Here is a 20874-nt window from a genome sequence, read left to right on the forward strand (position 1 = left end):
ACCGCGATGCCGGATACCACGCAGCACGTCGATTACCTCAAGCGCCTGACGGCGGACCTCCGGCGGGCGCGGCGACGCGTGGCGGAGCTGGAAGGCCGGCTGTCCGAACCGATCGCGGTGGTGGGCATGGCGTGCCGGTACGCCGGCGGGGTCGATTCGCCGGAGACCCTGTGGGAGCTGGTGAACGAGGGCCGCGACACGGTGTCGGACTTTCCGATGGATCGCGGCTGGGATGTCGAGGGGCTCTACGATCCCGATCCCGACGCGGCGGGGAAGATGTACACCCGCCAGGGCAGCTTCCTGCGCGACGCGGCGGACTTCGACGCCGGATTCTTCGGGGTGGGGCCCAGCGAGGCCCTGGCGATGGATCCCCAGCAGCGACTGATGCTGGAGATTTCGTGGGAAGCGTTGGAGCGGGCCGGGATTGACCCGCTGGCGTTGCGGGGCTCGGCGACCGGTGTGTTCGCCGGCGTCATCCACGCGGGCTACGGCGGCGAGGTGAAGGGTGAGCTGGAGGGCTACGGGCTGACCGGTTCCACCCTGAGCGTGACCTCGGGCCGGGTGTCCTACGTGCTGGGGCTGGAAGGCCCCGCGGTGTCGATCGATACGGCGTGTTCGTCGTCGTTGGTGGCCATGCACCTGGCGGCGCAGTCGCTGCGCTCCGGGGAGTGCGACCTGGCGCTGGCCGGCGGCGTGACGGTGATGGCCACCCCCGCGGCCTTCGTGGAGTTCAGCCGGCAGCGGGCGCTGGCGCCCGACGGCCGGTGCAAGGTGTACGCCGGCGCCGCGGACGGCACGTCATGGTCGGAAGGGGCGGGCGTCCTGGTGCTGGAGCGGCTGGCCGACGCGCGGCGGCTGGGGCATCCGGTGGTCGCGGTGCTGCGCGGTTCGGCGGTGAACCAGGACGGCGCCTCCAACGGGCTGACCGCGCCGAACGGGCCGTCGCAGCAGCGGGTGATCCGGGCGGCCCTGGCCGACGCCGGGTTGACCGCGGCGGACGTCGACATCGTCGAAGGCCACGGCACCGGAACGGTTTTGGGCGATCCGATCGAGGCCCAGGCCCTGCTGGCGACCTACGGGCAGGACCGGCCGGCGGAGCGGCCGCTGTGGCTGGGATCGATCAAATCGAACATCGGTCACACGTCGGCCGCCGCGGGCGTGGCCGGGGTCATCAAGATGGTGCAGGCGATGCGGCACGGGGTGATGCCCAAGACGCTGCACGTGGATGTGCCGTCGCCGCACGTGGATTGGTCGGCGGGCGCGGTGTCGGTGCTGACCGACCCGCAGCCATGGCCGGCGCGGGACGGGCAGCGCCGCGCGGGGGTGTCGTCGTTCGGGATCAGCGGGACCAACGCCCACGTCATCGTCGAAGAGCCGCCCGCCGAGCCGGAAACCGTTGCGGCGCAGGGCGATAAACCTGACACGGCGATCCCGTGGGTGGTGTCGGCCCGGTCGGCCGAGGCGTTGGCCGCGCAGGCGGGGCGGCTGGCGGCATTCCTGGACGCCGAGCCCGCTTTGCGTGCCGTGGATGTCGGCTGGTCGCTGGCCACCACCCGGGCGGTCCTGGAGCACCGCGCCGTGCTGATGGGTGGCGATCGGGACGCGTTGGCGGCGGGGCTGGCCGGGGTGGCGTCCGGGGCGCCCGGCCCGGGTGTCGCGGTCGGGCGTTCTCGCTCGCTCGGTAAGCGCGTGTTCGTGTTTCCCGGCCAGGGCTCGCAGCGGCTGGGTATGGGACGCGAACTCTATCAACGCTTCCCGGCGTTCGCACAGGCCCTCGACGAGGCGCTGGCGGCGGTGGATGACCACGCGCGGTTGCCGCTGCGCGACGTGATGTGGGGCGGCGACCCGGACCTGTTGGAGAGCACGGAGTTCGCCCAGCCGGCGTTGTTCGTGCTCGAGGTCGCCCTGGCGGCGCTGTGGCGGTCGTGGGGGGTGATCCCCGATGTGGTGATCGGCCACTCGGTGGGGGAGATCGCGGCGGCCTGTGTGGCCGGGGTGCTGTCGTTGCCGGACGCGGCGCGGCTGGTGGTGGCCCGTGGACGGTTGATGGCGGCGCTGCCGGACGGCGGGGTGATGGTGGCGGTGAGCGCCACCGAGGCCGAGGTCGCGCCGCTGCTGAACGGCGGCGTGAGCCTCGCGGCGGTCAACGGCCCCGACGCGGTGGTGCTTTCCGGCGAGCGGACTGCGGTGACCACGGTGGCGGATCGGCTGGCGGACTGCGGCCGGCGGGTGCGGCAGCTCGCCGTCTCGCACGCCTTCCACTCACCGTTGATGGAGCCCATGATCGAGGAGTTCTCCGCGGTGCTGGCCGGGGTGTCGCCCGGCGCGCCGCGAATCGATCTGGTGTCCAACGTGACTGGGCAATTGGCGGGCCCCGGATACTTGTCCGCGGATTACTGGGTCGAGCACGTGCGCCGGCCGGTGCGGTTCGCCGACGGCGTGCGGGCGGCCGAATCGCTGGGCGTCGGCGCCTTCGTGGAGGTGGGTCCGGGCGCCGCATTGCTGGCCGCGGCGGAGCAGTCCCTGGCGGCGGCGCCGGCCGTCGCGGCGGTGTCGATGGCCAAGGACCGTCCGGAAATCGATTCGCTGCTGGCGGCGGCCGGGGAGCTGTTCGTCTCCGGCGTGGCGGTGGACTGGGCCGCGGTGTTCGCCGGGCTGAGCGCCCACCGCGTCGACCTGCCGACGTATGCCTTTCAGCGGCGCAGGTTTTGGCTGTCGTCGGAGGCGGTGGGCGGCCGCGACACCGCCGGCTTGGGGTTGACAGGCGCCGAGCATGCCCTGCTGGGCGCGGTGGTGGAGCGGCCCGACTCGGGCGGTGTGGTGTTGACGGGCCGGCTGTCGACGGCGGCACAGCCGTGGCTGGCCGATCACGCCGTGACTCAGATGGTGCTGTTCCCCGGTGCGGGGTTCGTCGAGCTGATGCTGCGGGCCGGCGACGAGGTCGGCTGCCCGGTGATCGAGGAGTTGACGCTGTCGGCCCCGTTGCCCCTGCCGGCCGGAGCGGTGCGGGTGCAGGTGGTGGTGGACGCCGCCGACGAGACCGGATCCCGTGCTGCAGCGGTCTATTCGCAAGTCGGTTCCGAATGGACCCTGCACGCCCAGGGCGTGGTCGGCGAAGGCGCGCCCACGCCGGACACCGACCTGTCGGTGTGGCCCCCCGTCGGCGCCACGGCGGTCGACGTGACCGGCGCCTACGACGATTTGGCGGCGCGCGGCTACGGGTACGGCCCGGCCTTCCGCGGCCTGCGGAAGGTGTGGCGGCGGGGGACCGAGATTTTCGCCGAGGTCGAGGCGCCGCATCAGGCCGGTGTGACGGTGGGCGGCTTCGGGATCCATCCGGTGGTGCTGGACGCGGCGCTGCACGCCCTGGGCGTTGCCGACGAAGATGCCGACACCGTCTTGCCGTTCTCCTGGCAGGGGGTGTGCCTGTACGCGGCCGGCGCGTCACGGGTCCGGGTGCGGCTGGCGCCGGTGGGCGAGGGCGCCGTGTCGGTGGAACTGGCCGATTCGTCGGGCTTGCCGGTGCTGTCGGTGCGGGAACTGGTGACGCGCCCGGTCTCGGCCGCCCAGCTGTCGGCGGCCGCGGCGGCCCGCTCCGGCGGCGGCGAACTCCTGGAGGCGGTGTGGTCGCCGGTCACGTTGGACAGCGCCGGCGGCCCCGCTCCCGAGGTGTGGCAGCCGGCGTCGAACGGCGACGGGGTCCTCGGATCGGTCTACGCCGCGGCCCATCAGGCGTTGGGCGTGCTGCAGTCCAGGGTTGAGGGCGCCGGGCCGCTGGTGGTGCTGACCCGCGGCGCGGTCGCGCTGCCCGGCGAGGAGCTCTCGGACCTGGCCGGTGCCGCGGTGTGGGGGCTGATGCGGTCGGCGCAGGCCGAGCAGCCGGGCCGGGCCGTGCTGGTCGATTCCGACGGTTCGCTCGATCTCGGTTCCGTAATCTCCTGCGGCGAGCCGCAATTGGTGGTGCGGGCGGGCGTCGCCTACGGCGCACGGCTGCGGCCGCTCAAGCCACACCCGCTGTTGCCGTTGCCCGAGCCGCCGTCGGTGTGGCGGCTCGCCGCCGGCGACGCCGGGACGCTGGAGGACTTGGCGGTGCAATCCGGTCCGCCGGCGCAGCTTGCCGCCGGCCAGGTGCGGGTGGCGGTCGCCGCGGCCGGGGTGAACTTCCGCGATGTGCTGGTGGCGCTGGGCATGTATCCGGGCGCCGCGCAGCTGGGCGCCGAGGGCGCCGGGCTGGTGACCGAGATCGGTCCCGGTGTCACGGATTTGGCCGTGGGTGACGCGGTCATGGGCATATTGGGCCTGACCGGGTCGGAGGCGGTCGTCGATCGCCGGCTGGTGACCCGGGTGCCGCCGGGCTGGTCGTTGGCGCGGGCGGCGGGCGTGCCGGTGGTGTTCCTGACGGCGTATTACGGGTTGTCGGTCTTGGCCGGCCTGCGCGCCGGCGAGCGGGTGCTGGTGCACGCCGGCGCCGGCGGGGTCGGCATGGCGGCCGTGCAGCTGGCCCGGCACTGGGGTGCCGAGGTGTTCGCGACCGCCAGCCACGGCAAATGGGACACCCTGCGCGCCATGGGCCTTGACGACGAGCACATCGCGGACTCGCGATCGCTGGACTTCGAGGACCAGTTCCGCACCGCCACCGGCGGCGCCGGCATGGACGTCGTGCTGAACTCGCTGGCCGGCGAGTTCACCGACGCGTCGCTGCGACTGCTGGGCCCCGGCGGGCGCTTCATCGAGATGGGCAAGACCGACCTGCGCGACCCGGCGGCACATCCGGAGATCTATTACCGTGCGTTCGATCTGATGGAGGCCGGGCCCGACCGCATCGCGGACATGACGGACGAACTGATGCGATTGTTCGCGGCCGGAGCGTTGCAGCCGTTGCCCGTCAAGGCCTTCGATGTGCGTTGCGCCGCAGAGGCTTACCGGTTCGTCAGCCAGGCCCGCCACATCGGCAAAGTGGTGCTCACCATGCCCGACGGGCCGGCCGGGCTGGCCGGTGGCACCGCGCTGATCACCGGCGGAACCGGCATGGCGGGTTCGGCCGTGGCCCGCCACCTGGTCGGCCACCACCGGGTGCCGCACGTCATGCTGGTCAGCCGCAGCGGCGAGCGCGCGGACGGGATGTCCGGGCTGGTCGCGGAGCTGCGCGAGGCGGGCGCCGAGGTGTCGGTGGTGGCCTGCGACGTCGGTGACCGCGAAGCGGTGGCGGGGCTGCTGGCGCAGGTGCCGCAGCGCTACCCCCTGCGCGGGGTGTTTCACGCCGCGGGGGTGCTCGACGACGCGGTGATCGCGTCCCTGACTCCGGAGCGCATCGACACGGTGCTGCGGTCCAAGGTCGACGGGGCGTGGCACCTGCACGAGCTGACCCGGGACCTGGATCTGTCGGCGTTCGTGGTGTTCTCGTCGATGGCGGGCATCGTCGGCGCCCCCGGCCAGGGCAACTACGCGGCGGCCAACAGCTTCCTCGACGCCCTGGCGGCGTACCGCCACGCCCACCGCCTGCCCGCCCTGTCGATCGCGTGGGGGATGTGGGAAGAGGCCTCGGCCATGACCCGGCACCTCGGCGATCGCGACAAGGCCCGAATGAGCCGCGCCGGGCTGGCCCCGCTGTCCACCCGGCAGGCGCTCGACATGCTCGACGCCGCGCTGCTGACCGAGCCGCCCGTCGTCGTGGCCACCCGACTCGATACGGCCGCGCTCGCGCACGGCGCCGCCGCGCTGCCACCGCTGTTGAGCCAGTTGGCCACTCGCCGCGTCCGGCGGGTCCTCGACCCCACCGACATGGTGTCGTTGACCGGCCTGCGGGCACGGCTGGAGGGCCTGGCCCCCGAGCAGCGGCGGCGCGAGCTGGTCGAGCTGGTGTGCGGCAACGCCGCCACGGTGTTGGGGCACACTACCGCGGACGTCAGCGCCGACCAGGCCTTCGGAGACCTCGGGTTCGATTCGCTGACGGCGGTGGAGCTGCGCAACCGGCTCAAAATCGCGACCGGCCTGACACTTTCGCCGACGGTCATCTTCGACCACCCGACGCCGGCGGCCCTGGCCGAGCATCTCGACGGCCAGCTGGCGACCGGCACGACCGCTGAGCCGCCCGACCGGATGGCCCGTTTCAACGACGTGGCGCGCGAGTTGCAGGCGCTGCTCGGCCAATCCGGCTGGAGCCCGGGCGACAAGGCGCAGCTCGTCACCCGGCTGGAAGCCCTGTTGCGCACCCTGACCGGTCCGACGGACGCCGCGTACCCCGAGCAGCCCGACGACCTGTTCGACGACGACATCGCCACCGCCACCGAGAGCCATCTCTTCGCCATCCTCGACGAAGAGATCGGACCTTAGCATGACGGACGTCGCAGTCATCGGCCTGGCGTGCAGATTACCCGGCGCGGCGAGCCCCCGCGAGTTCTGGGACCTGATCAGCGGCGGCCGGGAAGCGGCGCGGTTGCCCGGCGACGTCGCGGAGTTCGACGCCGACTTCTTCAACCTGTCGCCGCGCGAGGCGTGCGCGATGGATCCCCGCCAGCGATTGGCCCTCGAACTGACCTGGGAAGCCTTCGAGGACGCGTTCGTGGTGCCCGAAACGGTTCGCGGAGAAGCTGTTTCGGTGTATGTCGGGGCGATGGGCGACGACTACGGGGTCCTCACGCTGCGCGACATCGCCGACAACCTCGACCACCACTCGTTCGCCGGCATCAGCCGGGGGATGATCGCCAACCGGGTCTCGTACGCCTTCGGTCTTCGCGGACCCAGCTTGACCGTCGACTCCGGCCAATCGTCCTCGCTGCTTGCCGTGCACCTCGCCTGCGAAGGCCTGCGCTCCGGCGAGTCGGCACTGGCGATCGCCGGCGGGGTTCACCTCAACCTGGCCGACGAAACCGCAATGCTGGAGCGCGAATTCGGCGCGCTGTCGACCTCGGGTCACACCTTCGCGTTCGATCGGCGGGCGGACGGCTACGTGCGCGGCGAGGGCGGCGGCCTGGTCCTGCTGAAGCCGTTGCCGGCGGCCCTGCGCGACGGGGACCGCGTTCACGCGGTGATCCGGGGGAGCGCCGTGGGTAACGCCGGGCACACCGCCGCCGGTCAGACCGTGCCCTCTGTCCCCGGCGAGGCGGACGTGATCCGGCGGGCGCTCGCCGCCGCCGGCCTGGACAGCGGCGACATCGACTACGTCGAGGCCCACGGCACCGGCACCAAGGTTGGCGACGCGGTGGAGGCCCGGGCGCTGGGCGAGGTGTTCGGCGGGCGCGAGCGCCCGCTGCACGTGGGCTCGGTCAAGACCAACATCGGCCACGCCGGCGCCGCGGCCGGAATAGCGGGACTGCTCAAAGCCGTTCTGGCCGTGCGGTATTCGGTGCTGCCGGCCAGCCTCAACTACTCGGACAGCGAACACGCGGGGCTGCGGGTGGACACCGCCGCGCTGCCCTGGCCGGCGGCGGGGCGCCCGCGCCGCGCCGGGGTCTCGTCCTTCGGGATGGGCGGCACCAACGCGCACGTCGTCGTGGAACAGGCGCCGCCGCAACCGGATACGCCCGCAAACGTCGAGACGCCGCTCGCCTGGGTGCTGTCGGCGCGCTCGGAGGTCGCCCTGGCCAACCAGGCGCGCCGCCTGTCGGCGTGGGTCGCCGACGCAGGGCCGAGCGCGGCGGACGTGGCGTGGTCGCTGGCGACGACCCGCTCGGTCTTCGAGCACCGGGCGGTGCTGGTCGGCGGGGACGCCGCGGCGTTGACACGCGGCGCATCGGCGCTCGCTGCCGGCGGGCCGGACCCCGGTGTGGTCGCCGGCCGCGCCGGGTCCGCGGCAAAGACGGCCTTCGTGTTCCCCGGCCAGGGCTCGCAATGGCTGGGCATGGGCCGTGAACTCCACCGACGATTCCCGCCCTTCGCGCGCGCCTTCGACGAGGCCGTGGCCGCGATCGACCCTCACCTGGGGTCGCCGCTGCGCGACGTGATGTGGGGCGCCGACGCGCAGCTGTTGCAGGACACCGAGTTCGCGCAGCCGGCCCTGTTCGCGCTCGAGGTCGCCCTGGCCGCGCTCTGGCGGTCCTGGGGGGTGACGCCCGATGTGGTGCTGGGCCATTCAGTCGGTGAGATCGCGGCGGCGCATGTGGCGGGCGTGTTGTCGCTGGGCGACGCGGCGCGCATCGTGGCGGCGCGTGGGCGGCTGATGGCGGCGCTGCCCGGGGACGGGGTGATGGTGGCGGTGAGCGCCGGCGAGGCCGAGGTCGCGCCGATGCTGAGCGAGGGTGTCGACATCGCGGCGGTCAACGGCCCCAACGCGGTGGTCCTGTCGGGCGAACGTGCCCGGGTGGCCGCCCTGGCGGATCGGCTGGGGGACAGCGGCCGGCGGACGCACCGGTTGGCGGTCTCGCACGCGTTCCATTCGGCGCTGATGGAACCGATGCTCGACGAGTTCGCCCGGCGGATCGCCGACATCCAGCCGCGGCAGCCGCGAATGTGCCTGATTTCCAACGTGTCCGGGGAGCCTGCCGGCCCAGGGTACGGGTCCGCGCGGCACTGGGTGGAGCACGTGCGCCGGCCGGTGCGGCTCCTGGATGGCGTGCGCGCCGCCGAGGCCCTCGGCGTGACGGCGTTCGCGGAGATGGGCCCGGGCGGCGGCTTGAGTGCGGCGGTGGACCAGTCGCTGACCACCGAGGGGCCGATCGTGGTGACCACGCTGCCCAAGGAGGCTCCCGAGGTCGCGTCGCTGCTGACGGCGGCCGGTCGGCTGTTCACCGCCGGGGTGTCCGTTGGCTGGCCGGCGGTGTTGGCCGGCTCCGGGGGCGGCCGCGTCGACCTGCCGACGTATGGCTTTGCCCGCCAACGATTCTGGCTGGGCGGAGCGCGGGATGCGCTGCCCCCCAACGTAACGCGCTCCCCGGATCTGGCCGAGCAGTTGCACGCCCTGTCCCTTGCGGAACAACAGCGGCGACTGGCCGAAGTGGTCTGCGAGCACGCCGCCGCCGTCGCGGGACATCCCGACGGGCGGGCCATCGATCGCGACCGCGCCTTCGCCGACCTCGGCTTCGACTCGATGACCGGCGTCGAACTGCGCAACAGGCTGACGACGGCGACCGGGCTGGCGCTCTCGCGGACGCTGATTTTCGACTATCCCACTCCGGCCGCGCTGGCCGACCACCTGCTTCAGCAGCTATTTCGCGGGCCGGGACAGGAATCGGACGACGAAAGGGTGTGGTCTGCCCTGCGCGGGATTCCCCTCGCCGAGCTACGCAGAACCGGATTGCTCGACAAACTTCTCCTCCTCGCCGGCGGCGCGGAAAACGTTGTCGCCGAATCGGTCACCGACCCGATCGACGAGCTGAGCCCCGACGCCCTGATCGCGATGGCGCTGAAAAACCAGGACTCCGAATGAATAATTTTTGGCGTAATAAGACACATGTCAAATACTTCAAAGTTTTGCCGAATTACCGGCAACCGCATAAACTTCGGAAATTGGCGAAAGGCCCATTCGAGCGGGGCTGCAAGCAAAAGGGTTGGGCATGAGCGTCATCGCGGGCGTATTCGGAGCGTTGCCGCCGCATCGTTACAGCCAGGCCGAAATCACCGACCAGCTCGTCGAATTCCCCGCATTGCGCGAACACGAGGAGATCGTGCGGCGGTTGCACGCCGCCGCCAAGGTCAACAGCCGCCACCTGGTTCTGCCGCTGGAGCGGTACGCGTCGCTGACCGATTTCGGTGAGGCGAACGAGGTCTTCATCGAACACGCCGTCGCACTCGGTTGCGAAGCGCTGCTGGGCGCGCTCGAGGAGGCCGGCCTGCGGCCGCAGGACATCGACATGATCGCCACCACCACGGTCACCGGAGTGGCGGTGCCGTCCCTCGACGCGCGGATCGCCGGACGGCTCGGCCTGCGCCCGGATGTGCGCCGGGTGCCGCTGTTCGGGCTGGGCTGCGCGGCCGGGGCGGCGGGGGTGGGCCGGCTGCACGACTACCTGCGCGGCGCGCCGGACGGCGTCGCCGTCTTGGTGTCGGTCGAGCTGTGCTCGCTCACCTTCCCGGCGGTCAAGCCGACGGTGTCGGGTCTGGTGGGCACCGCCATGTTCGGCGATGGGGCCGCCGCCGTGGTCGCCGTGGGCGATCGTCGCGCCGAGCGGATGAGCCCGAGCGGGCCCGACATCATCGATTCCCGCAGCCGCCTGTACCCCGAATCGCTGCACATCATGGCCTGGAACGTGAGCTCGGCCGGCCTGCACCTGGTGATGTCGCCCGAGCTGACCAACTTCATCGACCGCTACCTGGCCGACGACGTCGGCCGATTCCTGAGCGCCCACGGGCTGACCAAGGACGACGTGGGCGCGTGGGTGGCCCATCCCGGCGGCCCCAAGGTGATCACCGCGATCGGCAACAGCCTCGAGCTGCCCCCGGATGCCCTCGAGCTGACCTGGCGCTCGCTGGGCGAGGTCGCGAACCTGTCGTCGGCGTCGGTGCTGCACATCTTGCGCGACACCATCGCCAAACCGCCGCCCGGCGGGGGTCCCGGCCTGATGCTCGCGATGGGACCGGGATTCAGCGCCGAGTTGGTGCTATTGCGCTGGCGCTAGGCGTCCCCCACGGTTAGGTCGATGGTGGCGACCCGCTTCGCCCGGCTTCGCCGCGCTCGCGATCCCCACGAAGGCCGACGACGTCGACGAGCAACCCCGGCTTCGGGGACAGCGCGGCAAGGTTGACCGCGCGGATGCGCTGGGGCGGCATCCGCAGCGTGGTCCTGGCGAGCAGCCGGGCCAGCATGACGGTCATCTCGGTGGTGGCCATGGCCGCGCCGATGCAGCGGTGCAGCCCGCCGCTGAACGGAAGGAATTCGTGCGGCGCGGGCTTACGGTAGTCCGGCGCGTCGGCGTCCCACCGCTGCGGCCGGAATTGCGTTGGCTGGGGCCATATCTCGGGGATGCGATGCGTGACGTACGGGCTGAAGATGAGCAGCCGGCCCGCCGGGATGCGGTGGCCGTGGAAGGAGATGTCGCGGATCACCTTGCGCGCCGAGATCACCCCGGGCGGGTACAGCCGCAGGGTTTCGTGGACGACGCCGCCCAGGTAGGTCAGCGCGGTCAGGTCGCCCGCGCCGGGCGGCCGCCCGCCGAGGACGCGCGCCACTTCGCCGGCGGCGGTGTCCCACGCGCCCGGCACGGACAGCAGCGTGTGGATCGCCCACGCCAGCGCGCCGCTGGTGGTCTCGTAGCCGGCGGTGATCAGCGAGATGACCGCGTCGCGAATCTCGTTGTCGCTCAGGGCGTATCCCTCGTCGCCGCGACCGTTGATCAGCATCGTCAGCATGTGGTCGTCGGGCCGCGGCGCGGCGCGCGCGGCGGCGATCTGCTCGTCGACGAGGGCGTCGATGCGTTTCCGGGCCGCCAGCGCCCGTCGCCAACCCGGCGCGTTGAGCCGCCGTTGCACCGCGACCGCCTGCGGCAGTTGATGAGTCAGGTCCAGCAGCGGCTGCAGCTGTTCGCCCAGGAAGTCCGAATGGGCGGCCAGGCGGGGGCCGAACAGGCTCTCCGCGGTGCTGCGCCGTACCGCGGAGCGGCACTCCGAGTAGATGTCCAGCCGCTGCCCGGGTCGCCAGCCGTCGATCACCGCGTCGATGGTGGACACCATGGTGGCGACGTAGTCCTGGATCTGGCGGTGCCGCAGCCCGGGCGCCACGACGCTGCGCCGGCGCCGGTGGTCGTCGCCGTCGCTGACGATCAGCGCGGTGGGGCCGTCGACGATGGCGAGGTTCTGGAACGTCAACCGCCAGCTGAAGGCGTCGGCGTTGGCGAACACGAATTTGTTCGCCTCGGCGCCCAGCAGGTAGGTGTAACCGTGCCGGCCGACGCCGGAACTGATGACCGGCCCGCGCCGCCGGTACAGCGCCAGCAGGGCCTCACCCGGCCGGTACCGCACCGGCGTCATTCCAGCGCCTCCGACAGCTCCAGCCAGCGGCCCTCCGTCTCGGCGACCTCGTCCTCGAGCGCCCGCAATTCCCGGGTGAGCCGCGTGATGCCGACGTGGTCCGACTGGTCGTGCTCGGCGAGTTCGCGGTGTTTGTCGGCGATCCGGTCGGCCAGCCGCGCGAGCTGGCGGTCGACCCCGGCCAGCTCCTTCTCGGTGGCCCGGCGCCGCGCCCCGGACATGCCTTGCGGCTCGGCGGCCGCCGGCCGGGCTTCCGCCGCCCCGCCGGGCTCGCGCGCCGCCAGCCGCAGGTATTCGTCGATGCCGCCGGGCAGGTGCCGCAACCGGCCGTCGAGGATGGCGTACTGCTGATCGGTGATCCGTTCGAGCAGGTAGCGGTCGTGCGAGACGACGATCAGGGTCCCGGCCCACGAGTCGAGCAGGTCCTCCATCGCGGTGAGCATGTCGGTGTCGACGTCGTTGGTCGGCTCGTCGAGCAGCAACACGTTCGGCTCGGAGAGCAGGGTGAGCATCAGCTGCAGGCGCCGCCGCTGCCCGCCGGAGAGTTCGCCGATGCGGGCCGAGAGCTGGCCGCGTCCGAAGCCGAGCCGCTCCAGCAGCTGGGCCGGCGTCTGCTCGCGGCCCTCGACTTCGTAGCCGCCGGGCAGCCGGCCCAGCACGTCGGCGATGCGGTCGTCGGTGAGGCCGGCCAGGGCGTCGCCCTGCTGGTCGAGCACGGCCAGCTGGACGGTCTTGCCGCGCTTGACGCGGCCGGCGTCCGGCGTGATGGTCCCGGCGATCAGTCCCAGCAGCGTCGACTTTCCGGCGCCGTTAGCGCCGACGATGCCGGTGCGTTCGCCCGGCGCGATCCGCCACTCGACGTCGCGCAGCACCGGGCGGCCGCCAAAGGCCACCGAAACGTCGAGCAGGTCGATGACGTCTTTGCCGAGCCGGGCGGTGGCCAGCTTGGCCAACTCGACGGTGTTGCGCAGCGGCGGCACGTCGGCGATCAGCTGGTTGGCCGCCTCGATGCGGAACTTCGGCTTGGAGGTCCGCGCCGGGGCGCCGCGGCGCAGCCAGGCCAACTCCTTGCGCATCAGGTTCTGCCGCTTGGCCTCCGCGGTGGCGGCCAGCCGGTCCCGCTCGACGCGTTGCAGCACGTAGGCCGCGTAGCCGCCCTCGAACGGCTCCACGATCCCGTCGTGCACCTCCCACGTCGTGGTGGCGACCTCGTCGAGAAACCAGCGGTCGTGCGTCACCAGCAGCAGCCCGCCGGTGTTGCGCGCCCAGCGCTGTTTGAGATGGTCGGCCAGCCAGGTGATGCCCTCGATGTCGAGGTGGTTGGTGGGCTCGTCGAGGGCGATGACGTCCCACTCGCCGACCAGCAGCCGCGCCAGCTGCACCCGCCGGCGCTGGCCTCCGCTGAGCGTGGATATCGTTGCGTCCCAAGCGATGTCGGAGACCAGACCGCCGACCACGTCGCGGACCCGCGCGTCACCGGCCCATTGGTGTTCGGCCGCCTCGCCCACCAGCGTCCAGCCCACGGTGTGCGCCGGGTCCAGGGTGTCGGCCTGGCTGAGCGCGCCGACTCGCAATCCGGTGCGGCGGGTCACGCGGCCCGAGTCGGGCAGCAGCTGACCGGTGAGCAACCGCAACAGGCTGGACTTCCCGTCGCCGTTGCGTCCGACGATGCCGATGCGCGCCCCGTCGTTCACGCCCAGCGTGACCGAATCGAATACCAGCTGGGTCGGATATTCGAGGCGGACGGCCTCGGCTCCCAATAGGTGCGCCACTGGCCCGACCCTACTGCGGCTACTCCAGGGTCAGCAGCGCCCGGTCGACTTCGCTCTGGGTCTCGGCCGACGCCTTGCTGGCCACCGCGTCCAGGAAGCGGCTGGCGAGGTCGCGCAGCTTCAGGTTGGTTTCCTGGGACCGCCAGACCAGGATGTCGAACGCCCGCTCGGGGGAGATGTCGTAGGCGGCCATCAGCACGCCCTTGGCCTGCTCGATGCGGGCGCGGGCGTCCGCCACCGCCGACAACACGTTGTTGATGTCGGTCTGCAGCGAGTCGGTGACGTCGACGTAGAACCCGGACGTCCCGATCACGGTGCCGTGGTCGTCGAGCATCCGGTCGCCGGCGACGACGACGCACAGGGTGCGGCCACCGGTGTCGATGATGCGGTGCCGGCTGCTGAACGGCTTGCCCCGCATCACCCGGTCGAGGACGGCGGCCACATGCCCGCGGTCTTCGGGATGCTTGTGTTTCAGCAGCAGTTCGGTGCTCGGCTGCACTTCTCCCGGGCGGTAGCCGTGCATGCGCGCGACGGCATCCGACCACTCCCAGCGCTCGCCCTCCATGAAGAACCGGAAGCGGCCGACGCGCTGCGGTTCGCCCAGCCCCAACACCAAGTCGACCGCGCTCAGGTCCTCCTCTTGCACGACGTCGGACATCAGCGCCTCCGCCGGGGTCGCGTCCCGGGTGGGCTCCCCATCGCGCCGCCGGACGGCCTCGTCTTCGAAGTTCACGGTCATCTCGCGCTGCCCTTCAGATCCGTAACTATGTCCCTTGCATATCAATGCCCACTTTCCCGCGGGTCCATGCACGGATCAGGCCTTCCGGTACGGCTCGGCGTCGGCGTGCTTGAATTCCAGGCCCAGCCCGGGCCGGTGCTGATCCGGCCGCAACGCGCCGCCCTCGGGGGGCAGGGCGCCGTCGAAGAGCATGTGCTCGATGCGGTGGTGGTCGTGGAAGTACTCGAGGTGCCGCAGGTTCGGGATGGCGGCCGCCACGTGGGCGTGCAGGTTGGGTGCGCAGTGTCCGGACACGTCGACGTTGTGGGCGGCGGCCACGGCCGCGGCGCGCAGCCAGTCGGTGATGCCGCCGCAGCGGGTGACGTCGATCTGCAGGCAGTCGACCGCCTGGGCGCCGAGCATCCGGCCGAAGTAGGCCAGGTCGTAGCCGTACTCGCCGGCGGTGACGTCCGGGGTCACCTGGTCGCGCACTTCGCGCAGCCCGGCGAGGTCGTCGGAGGAGACCGGTTCTTCGAACCAGGTGACGTCCTGGTCGGCCATCGCGTGGGCCACGCGGATCGCCTGTTTGCGGCGGTAGGCGCCGTTGGCGTCGACGTAGAGCTCCACGTCGGGCCCGATCACGCTGCGCGACAGGGCGATTCGCTCGAGGTCACGGCGCTCGTCGGACCCCCAGGACTCGCCGATCTTGATCTTCACCCGCGGGATCTTCCACTCGTCCACCCAGCGTTCCAGTTGGGCGCGGGTCTGCCGCTCGTCGTAGGTGGTGAAGCCGCCGCTGCCGTAGATCGGCACCGCGTCGTGCGCCATGCCGAGCAGCCGGCAGACGGGCAGGCCGAGCAGCTTGCCCTTGAGGTCCCACAGGGCGGTGTCGATCGCCGAGATCGCGCACGACACCAACCCGGGCCGCCCGTTGTTGCGCATCGCCCTGACCATCGCCTGCCATGCGCCGGTGATGTCCAGGGCGCTGCGCCCGGTGAGCGTTCCGGCGAGTTTCCCGGTGATCAACGCGGCGCAGGCGCCGTCGGCGTACGTGTAGCCGATCCCGCGCCGCCCGCCCGCGGTGACCTCGGCCAGCGCCAGCGTGGTCGACGACCAGGGCAGCGTGCCATCGGCTTCCGGTGCGTCGGTGGGGATTTCGTAGACCTGGGCGGTCACGTCGTCGACGGGTGCGTCGACGTTCATCGTGCCCGCCGCCGCGCCGCGAGCCACGCGCCCAGCCCGGCGGCGCCGAGCGCGCCGGTGCCGCTGACCACCGGGTGCTGCGACGCCCACAGTTGCGGGCTCATCGTGTGGGATTTGTCGTCGAAGCCGCCGTGGGCGCCGTGGTCGCTGCCCGGCTCCTGGTCGAGCGGATGCCACAGGTTGTGGGGGCGTCCCGGGCCGACCCGCTCGTCGGTCTGCTGCGAGCCGTACCCGGTGCGGCCGAGGTAGCGGTCCAGCAGCGGTGCGACGAACTTCTGCGCCAGCAGGGTCACCATGGTGGAATCGCCGACCCAATATTGTTTGCGCTCCGGGTGATCCGCCGCGTAGAGGACACCGCGGGCGGCGACCTCGGGCTGGTATATCGGGGGCACCGGCTGGGGATGGCGGGGCAGCCGGGACAGCACCCAGGAGAACTGCGGGGTGTTGACCGCGGGCATCTGCACGACGGTCACCCGCACCTTCGAGTGCTCGTGCAGCAGTTCGCAGCGCACCGATTCGGTGAACCCGTTGATGGCGTGCTTGGCGCCGCAATACGCCGACTGCAGCGGGATGGACCGTTGGCTCAGCGCGGACCCGACCTGGACGATGGTGCCGTGATCCCGCGGCCGCATCTTGGCCAGCGCCGCCATGGTGCCGTGCACGTAGCCCAGGTAGGACACGTCGGTGACGCGCTTGAACTCCTCGGCGCTGATCTCGCTGAACGGCGCGAAGACCGACGTGAAGGCGACGTTCACCCACACGTCGATCGGGCCGAAGGCGGCCTCGGCTTCGTCGGCGGCGGCGACGACGGCCTCGTGGTCGGCGACGTCGGTGGGGATGGCCAGCGCCTTGCCGCCACCGGATTCGACGTCGCGCGCGGCGCCGTCCAGCCCGGCCGCGCCGCGGGCGAGCAGGGCCACGTTCGCCCCGCGCTGTCCGAACATCTGGGCGGTGGCGCGGCCGATGCCGGCGCTGGCTCCGGTGATCACCACCGTTTGTGTGGTCGATGTCATCGCCTGAATCTCCTTTCGTTCCGGGCGGTCAGTCGTGGTGGACGGCGTCGTCGGCGAGGGTGGACGTGCATTCCAGCAGCAGCGCGTGCGCGAAGGCCTGGGGAAGGTTGCCGCGCAGCTGGCGCTGCCGGACGTCGTATTCCTCGCAGAACAAACCTGGGGGTCCGCAGGCGGCGCGGTTGCGTTCGAACCAGCGCATCGCGCAATGGTCATGTCCCAGTTGGTGTTCGGCGAGCGCCATCATGAAACCGCAGAGCAGGAACGCGCCCTCGGCGTCGCCGAGGTCTCGCTCGTCGTGCCGGAAGCGGTAGACGAATCCGTCGTCGCTGAGCTGCTCGCGCACGGCGTCCAGCGTGGCCCGGGTGCGCGGGTCGTCGACGGGCACGGCACCGCGCACGGGCGGCAGCAGCAGCGACGCGTCGGTGCCGCGCAGCCGCGGGCTGCGCTGCCAGTAGCCGCCCTGCGGGTGCAGGCTGCCGGCGGCGGTGTCGGCCAGGATCGCGTCGGCCAGCGACGCGCACGCGGCCACCTCGGGGCCGCCGCCGGCCACCTTGGCGATGGCGCGCAGCCCGGCCACACACGCCAGGCGGGACTGTGTCCAGTGCTCGTCGTCGATCTCCCAGATGCCCGCATCCGGTTCGCGCCAGCGCTTTTCGATCGCACCGATGGCGGTCTGCGCGGCGCGCCAGCCCTCGGCGTCGAGCCGGCCGGCGTTGCCCGCCCGGGCCAGCAGTTGCAGCGCCTCCCCGAAGACGTCGAGCTGGAATTGCTGATTGACCCAATTGCCCACCTTGTCGGTGCCCCCGGGATAGCCGGGCAGGTCAAGGTCTTCCTCACCGGGCACGCTGTCACCGGTCACGGTGTAGGCCGGCCTGAGGTCGGGCCCGTGCTCGAGCAGCCGGGCCCCGACGAATTCGACCGCGCGGTCCAGCAATTCGTGCGCCCCGACCGTCTCGGCGGCGATGCCGGCGTACACCTGGTCGCGGATCCACGCGTAGCGGTAGTCGTAATTCTGGTTGGTGTGCGCGCGTTCCGGCAGGCTCATCGTCGCTGCGGCGACCATCCCGCCGCCGCTGCTGGTCAACCCGCGCAGCACGGCGTACGAGTGGCGTCCGTCGCGGGGGGCGATCGTGCAGCTCAGCTCGGGCATGCTGCGATGCCACGCGGCCTCCGTTGCGTCCCAGGAGATGTCGGGGTCGGGTGGTCGGTCGGGCAGCGAGCGTTCGGAGAGCTCCAGCACGAAGTCGTGCTGACCGCCCTCGCCGACGGTGATCTCACAGGTGAGCAGCTCGCCGCGGCCGCGGGCCGCCTTGACGGAACGCACGTCGCAGCCGCCGAGCCAGCGCCACCGCAAGGGGCCCGATTTACCGCTCCACACCCCGTCGTCGACGCTGGGCTCGCCGGGGCCGTGACGGCCGAACGCGGCGCTCGGCTGCAGCACCACCCGCACGCACGCGGTGCCGCGGCAGCCGATCAGGCGGCGCAGCAGCACCACCCGGTCGGGGTCGCCGGGGAAGGCAAGGGCCTCGCGGCATTCCACGATGCCGTCGCGGGTGATCCAGCGATTGCGCCAGATCAGGCTGCCCGGCTCGTAATAGCCGCCCCACACGTGCCGCACGTCGGTCGGGGTGATCGCGTACATCCCGCCGCCGCCGATGAGGTTGGAAAACACCGCGTCGGAGTGCCAGCGCGGCGCGCACATCCACGCGACGTCGCCCTGCGGCCCGATCAGGGCTCCCCGCTCGCCGTCGGCCAGCAGCGCGTACTCGCGTAACACCCGGGGCGAGAACGTCGCATCGACGTCGATCGTGCGGTCAGCCACGGACCCCCGCCTCCGCCGGTCTGGTGTTCGCCGGGGCGTCGGTGCCGATCTTGCCGGCCGCCATCCGTTCGGCGAGCCGCGAGGCCAGCGCCATGATGGTCAGCGCCGGGTTCGCCGACCCCTGCGTCGGGCACACCGATCCGTCGGCGAGGAACAGGTTCGGCACGCCCCACACCCGGTGATCGGAGTCCACCACCGAGTTGTCCGGGCGGGTGCCCATCCGGGCGCCGCCGATGAGGTGGGCGAACCGCTGGATGGTGAGCACGTCCTGGGCGCCGGCCGCGTGCAGGATGTCGCCGATCACCTTGGTGGAGTAGGCCATGTTGGCCTTGTCGTTGTCGCACAGCGTGTAGTCGAATCGGGCCACGGGCAGGCCGTACGGGTCCGTCTCTTCGTCGAGCGTGACCCGGTTTTCCGCCAGCGGCAACAGCTCGTTGAGCACGCCGATGGTGGCCCAGTGGTTGTAGTCGCGCATGTATTCGCGCAACGCCCGGCCCCAATGCCCTTCGGCCAGTACGTGTTCGGCCCATCCGATGGGCAGCGGCGACACGGTCTGGATGGCGAAGCCGCGGGCGAATCCGCGCGACGGGTCCGTCTCGTAGAACTGCTCCGAGGACACCTCGGGGGGCGGGGCCTTGTACATCCGGACCTCTTCGGGCCACCGGCCGGCCGATTGCGTGGCGCCCTGGACCATCACGTAGCGGCCGACCTGGTCGTCGTTGTTGCCCAGCCCGTTCGGGAAGCGTTCGTTCGCCGAGTTCAGCAGCAGGCGTGGCGTTTCGATGGAGTACCCGGCTATCGCGACGGCCTTTGCCCGTTGCAGCCGTTCGGTGCCGCCGACCTCGTCGTAGTAGACCACCCCTCGGGCCGCGCCGGTCTCGTCGAGTTCGACGCGGGCGGCCATGCAGTTGGCGCGGATCTCCACCGCGTGGGCCAGCGCATCGGGCAGGTGGGTGACGAACGGGCTGGCCTTGGCCGCGACCTTGCAGCCCTGCAGGCAGTAGCCGCGGTAGATGCAGTGTGGGCGGTTGCCGAACGTGCCGTTGACGATGCCGACGGGCCCGACTCGCATCTCGATGCCGAGCTGCATCGCCCCCCGCCAGAGTTTGGCCGCCGCGCCCGAAATCGGGTGTGGCGAAAAGGAATAACGGTGGGGATAACCCCACGGCCAGTTCTGGCCGGCCACCGGCAACTCGAGCTCGATGCGCTCGTAGTGGCGGCGGATGTCCTCGTACCGGATCGGCCAGTCCGCCCCGACCCCGTCGAGCGTATAGGTGTGGAAGTCGCTGGGATGAAACCGCGGGGTGTAGCCGGCGTAATGGACCATCGAGCCGCCGACCCCGCGCCCGGAGTTGTTCTTGCCCAACTCGATTGGGTCTTCACCGCCGATGATGCGCTTCTGGGTCCAGTACAGGGAGTGGGAGCCCGCCTCGTCGGAGACCCAGTCCTCGTCCGGGTGCCAGAACGGGCCCGCCTCCAGGATCACCACCCGCCAGCCGGCACGCGCCAGCCGTTGTGCCAGAACCGATCCGCCGGCGCCCGCCCCGACGACCACCAGGTCGACCTCGTCGTCGTCGCGATAGCGCTGCATGGTCTTTTCGCCGGGCAGGTCGCGCGAATGCACGTCGAGCAGGAACCGCGATTCGTTGTCCTTCGGCCCGATGGCCCCCCTCAGCAGCCCGCGGAGTCGGTCGCCCATCACAGCTCGCCCCGCTCGACCACGCGGACCGGGTCCTCGTCGGTGGCGCCCCGGGTCTCGAACGGTTCGCGGGCGGCCGCGGGGCCGGTCGCGCCGCCCAGGCGCATGAACCCGCGGGGATAGGCCGGCCCGCCGAACCCGATCTCGTTCCACGCCCACGGATGAGAGTAGAAGCCGGACAACGCCATTCGCATGCAGACCGACCAGGCGCGTTTGACGTTCAGGCGTTCCCAGTCGCCGCCCTGCAGCGCGCCCTGCGAGAATTGGTCGATGATCGCTTCGCGGGTGTCGGCGTCGGCGTCGGCGAACGACGCCTTGCCGTGCCGGCTGGACGCGGTCTCGTCGAGCCCGCGCAACACCAGCCGCCAGGTGTCACGGTCGTCGGGCATGTCGGCGTACTGGTAGCCGTCGAGGCGCCCGTCGGCGAGCTTGGAGTCCACCGACTCGGGCACCGGCACGCGCGGCTCGCGGTCCTGCGCCAGCACCGTGTCACAGAACGCGCGCAGGCACGGCTCCTCCTCGGCGGTGAAGAACCGTAGCGGGCCGGGCGGTTCCAGCCGGGCCAGCACCACCTTCTTGGTGGCGTCGTCCCACGTGTCGGTCGTTTCCAGCACGTCGAAATCCGGGTAACGGCCGATCATTTGGGGTGTGACGCCGCGGCGTTGCTTGGGCAGCCACGACGGGTGGGGCGGCTTGCGATCCGCGCGCAGGTTCGGCAGGTGATCCGGGCGAGAGGTGTCGGCCAT

11 protein-coding genes are annotated in these 20874 nt (G+C 71.6%); 3 read left to right on the plus strand and 8 right to left on the minus strand.

The genetic code is table 11. From position 1 onward, the window contains the following. The first annotated feature begins 6 nt into the window (after positions 1 to 6). The 3 genes from A5681_RS24040 (at position 7) to A5681_RS24050 (ending at position 10553) form a co-directional block, all read left to right on the plus strand. Positions 7 to 6333 carry a type I polyketide synthase gene (locus tag A5681_RS24040; protein ID WP_067281660.1) on the plus strand — a complete coding sequence of 2109 codons (6327 nt, stop codon included), beginning with the start codon at positions 7 to 9 and terminating at the stop codon, positions 6331 to 6333. Between the two features lies 1 nt (position 6334). After that, the gene (locus A5681_RS24045) at positions 6335 to 9364 is read left to right on the plus strand and encodes a type I polyketide synthase (RefSeq protein ID WP_067281662.1); all 3030 of its coding nucleotides are present in this window, start codon (positions 6335 to 6337) and stop codon (positions 9362 to 9364) included. 127 nt (positions 9365 to 9491) lie between these two features. Continuing rightward, a complete protein-coding gene (locus A5681_RS24050) occupies positions 9492 to 10553 on the plus strand; it encodes a type III polyketide synthase (RefSeq protein ID WP_067281666.1) in 1062 nt (353 codons plus the stop codon). Positions 10554 to 10566: 13 nt separating this feature from the next. Here the strand turns inward: A5681_RS24050 and A5681_RS24055 are convergent, their stop codons facing one another. From A5681_RS24055 to A5681_RS24090, 8 genes are all read right to left on the minus strand, one after another. Further along, a complete protein-coding gene (locus A5681_RS24055; protein WP_156738134.1) occupies positions 10567 to 11892 on the minus strand; it encodes a cytochrome P450 in 1326 nt (441 codons plus the stop codon). A gap of 5 nt (positions 11893 to 11897) precedes the next feature. Next, positions 11898 to 13673: an ABC-F family ATP-binding cassette domain-containing protein gene (locus A5681_RS24060; protein ID WP_067281675.1), complete on the minus strand. Its 1776-nt coding sequence runs from the start codon at positions 13671 to 13673 to the stop codon at positions 11898 to 11900. A gap of 19 nt (positions 13674 to 13692) precedes the next feature. After that, positions 13693 to 14412, minus strand: coding sequence for a PAS and ANTAR domain-containing protein (locus tag A5681_RS24065; RefSeq protein ID WP_067281680.1), 720 nt, complete (start codon positions 14410 to 14412; stop codon positions 13693 to 13695). A gap of 75 nt (positions 14413 to 14487) precedes the next feature. Continuing rightward, positions 14488 to 15594 (minus strand): enolase C-terminal domain-like protein, encoded by a 1107-nt coding sequence (locus tag A5681_RS24070; RefSeq protein WP_067281869.1) that lies wholly within the window; start codon positions 15592 to 15594, stop codon positions 14488 to 14490. Continuing rightward, positions 15591 to 16607, minus strand: a complete 1017-nt coding sequence (locus tag A5681_RS24075) for an SDR family oxidoreductase (protein WP_082968519.1) — start codon at positions 16605 to 16607, stop codon at positions 15591 to 15593. Before A5681_RS24075 ends, A5681_RS24070 begins: the two co-directional genes overlap by 4 nt. A gap of 28 nt (positions 16608 to 16635) precedes the next feature. Further along, positions 16636 to 18429, minus strand: a complete 1794-nt coding sequence (locus tag A5681_RS24080; RefSeq protein ID WP_067281687.1) for a glycoside hydrolase family 15 protein — start codon at positions 18427 to 18429, stop codon at positions 16636 to 16638. Beyond that, on the minus strand, positions 18422 to 20128 hold the full coding sequence (locus tag A5681_RS24085; protein WP_067281690.1) for a GMC family oxidoreductase: 1707 nt from the start codon (positions 20126 to 20128) through the stop codon (positions 18422 to 18424). The genes A5681_RS24080 and A5681_RS24085 overlap by 8 nt, the downstream gene beginning before the upstream one ends. Further along, positions 20128 to 20874, minus strand: coding sequence for a gluconate 2-dehydrogenase subunit 3 family protein (locus tag A5681_RS24090; protein ID WP_067281695.1), 747 nt, complete (start codon positions 20872 to 20874; stop codon positions 20128 to 20130). The genes A5681_RS24085 and A5681_RS24090 overlap by 1 nt, the downstream gene beginning before the upstream one ends.

The sequence above is a fragment of the Mycobacterium scrofulaceum genome (assembly GCF_001667885.1).
Lineage (GTDB): Bacteria > Actinomycetota > Actinomycetes > Mycobacteriales > Mycobacteriaceae > Mycobacterium > Mycobacterium scrofulaceum_C.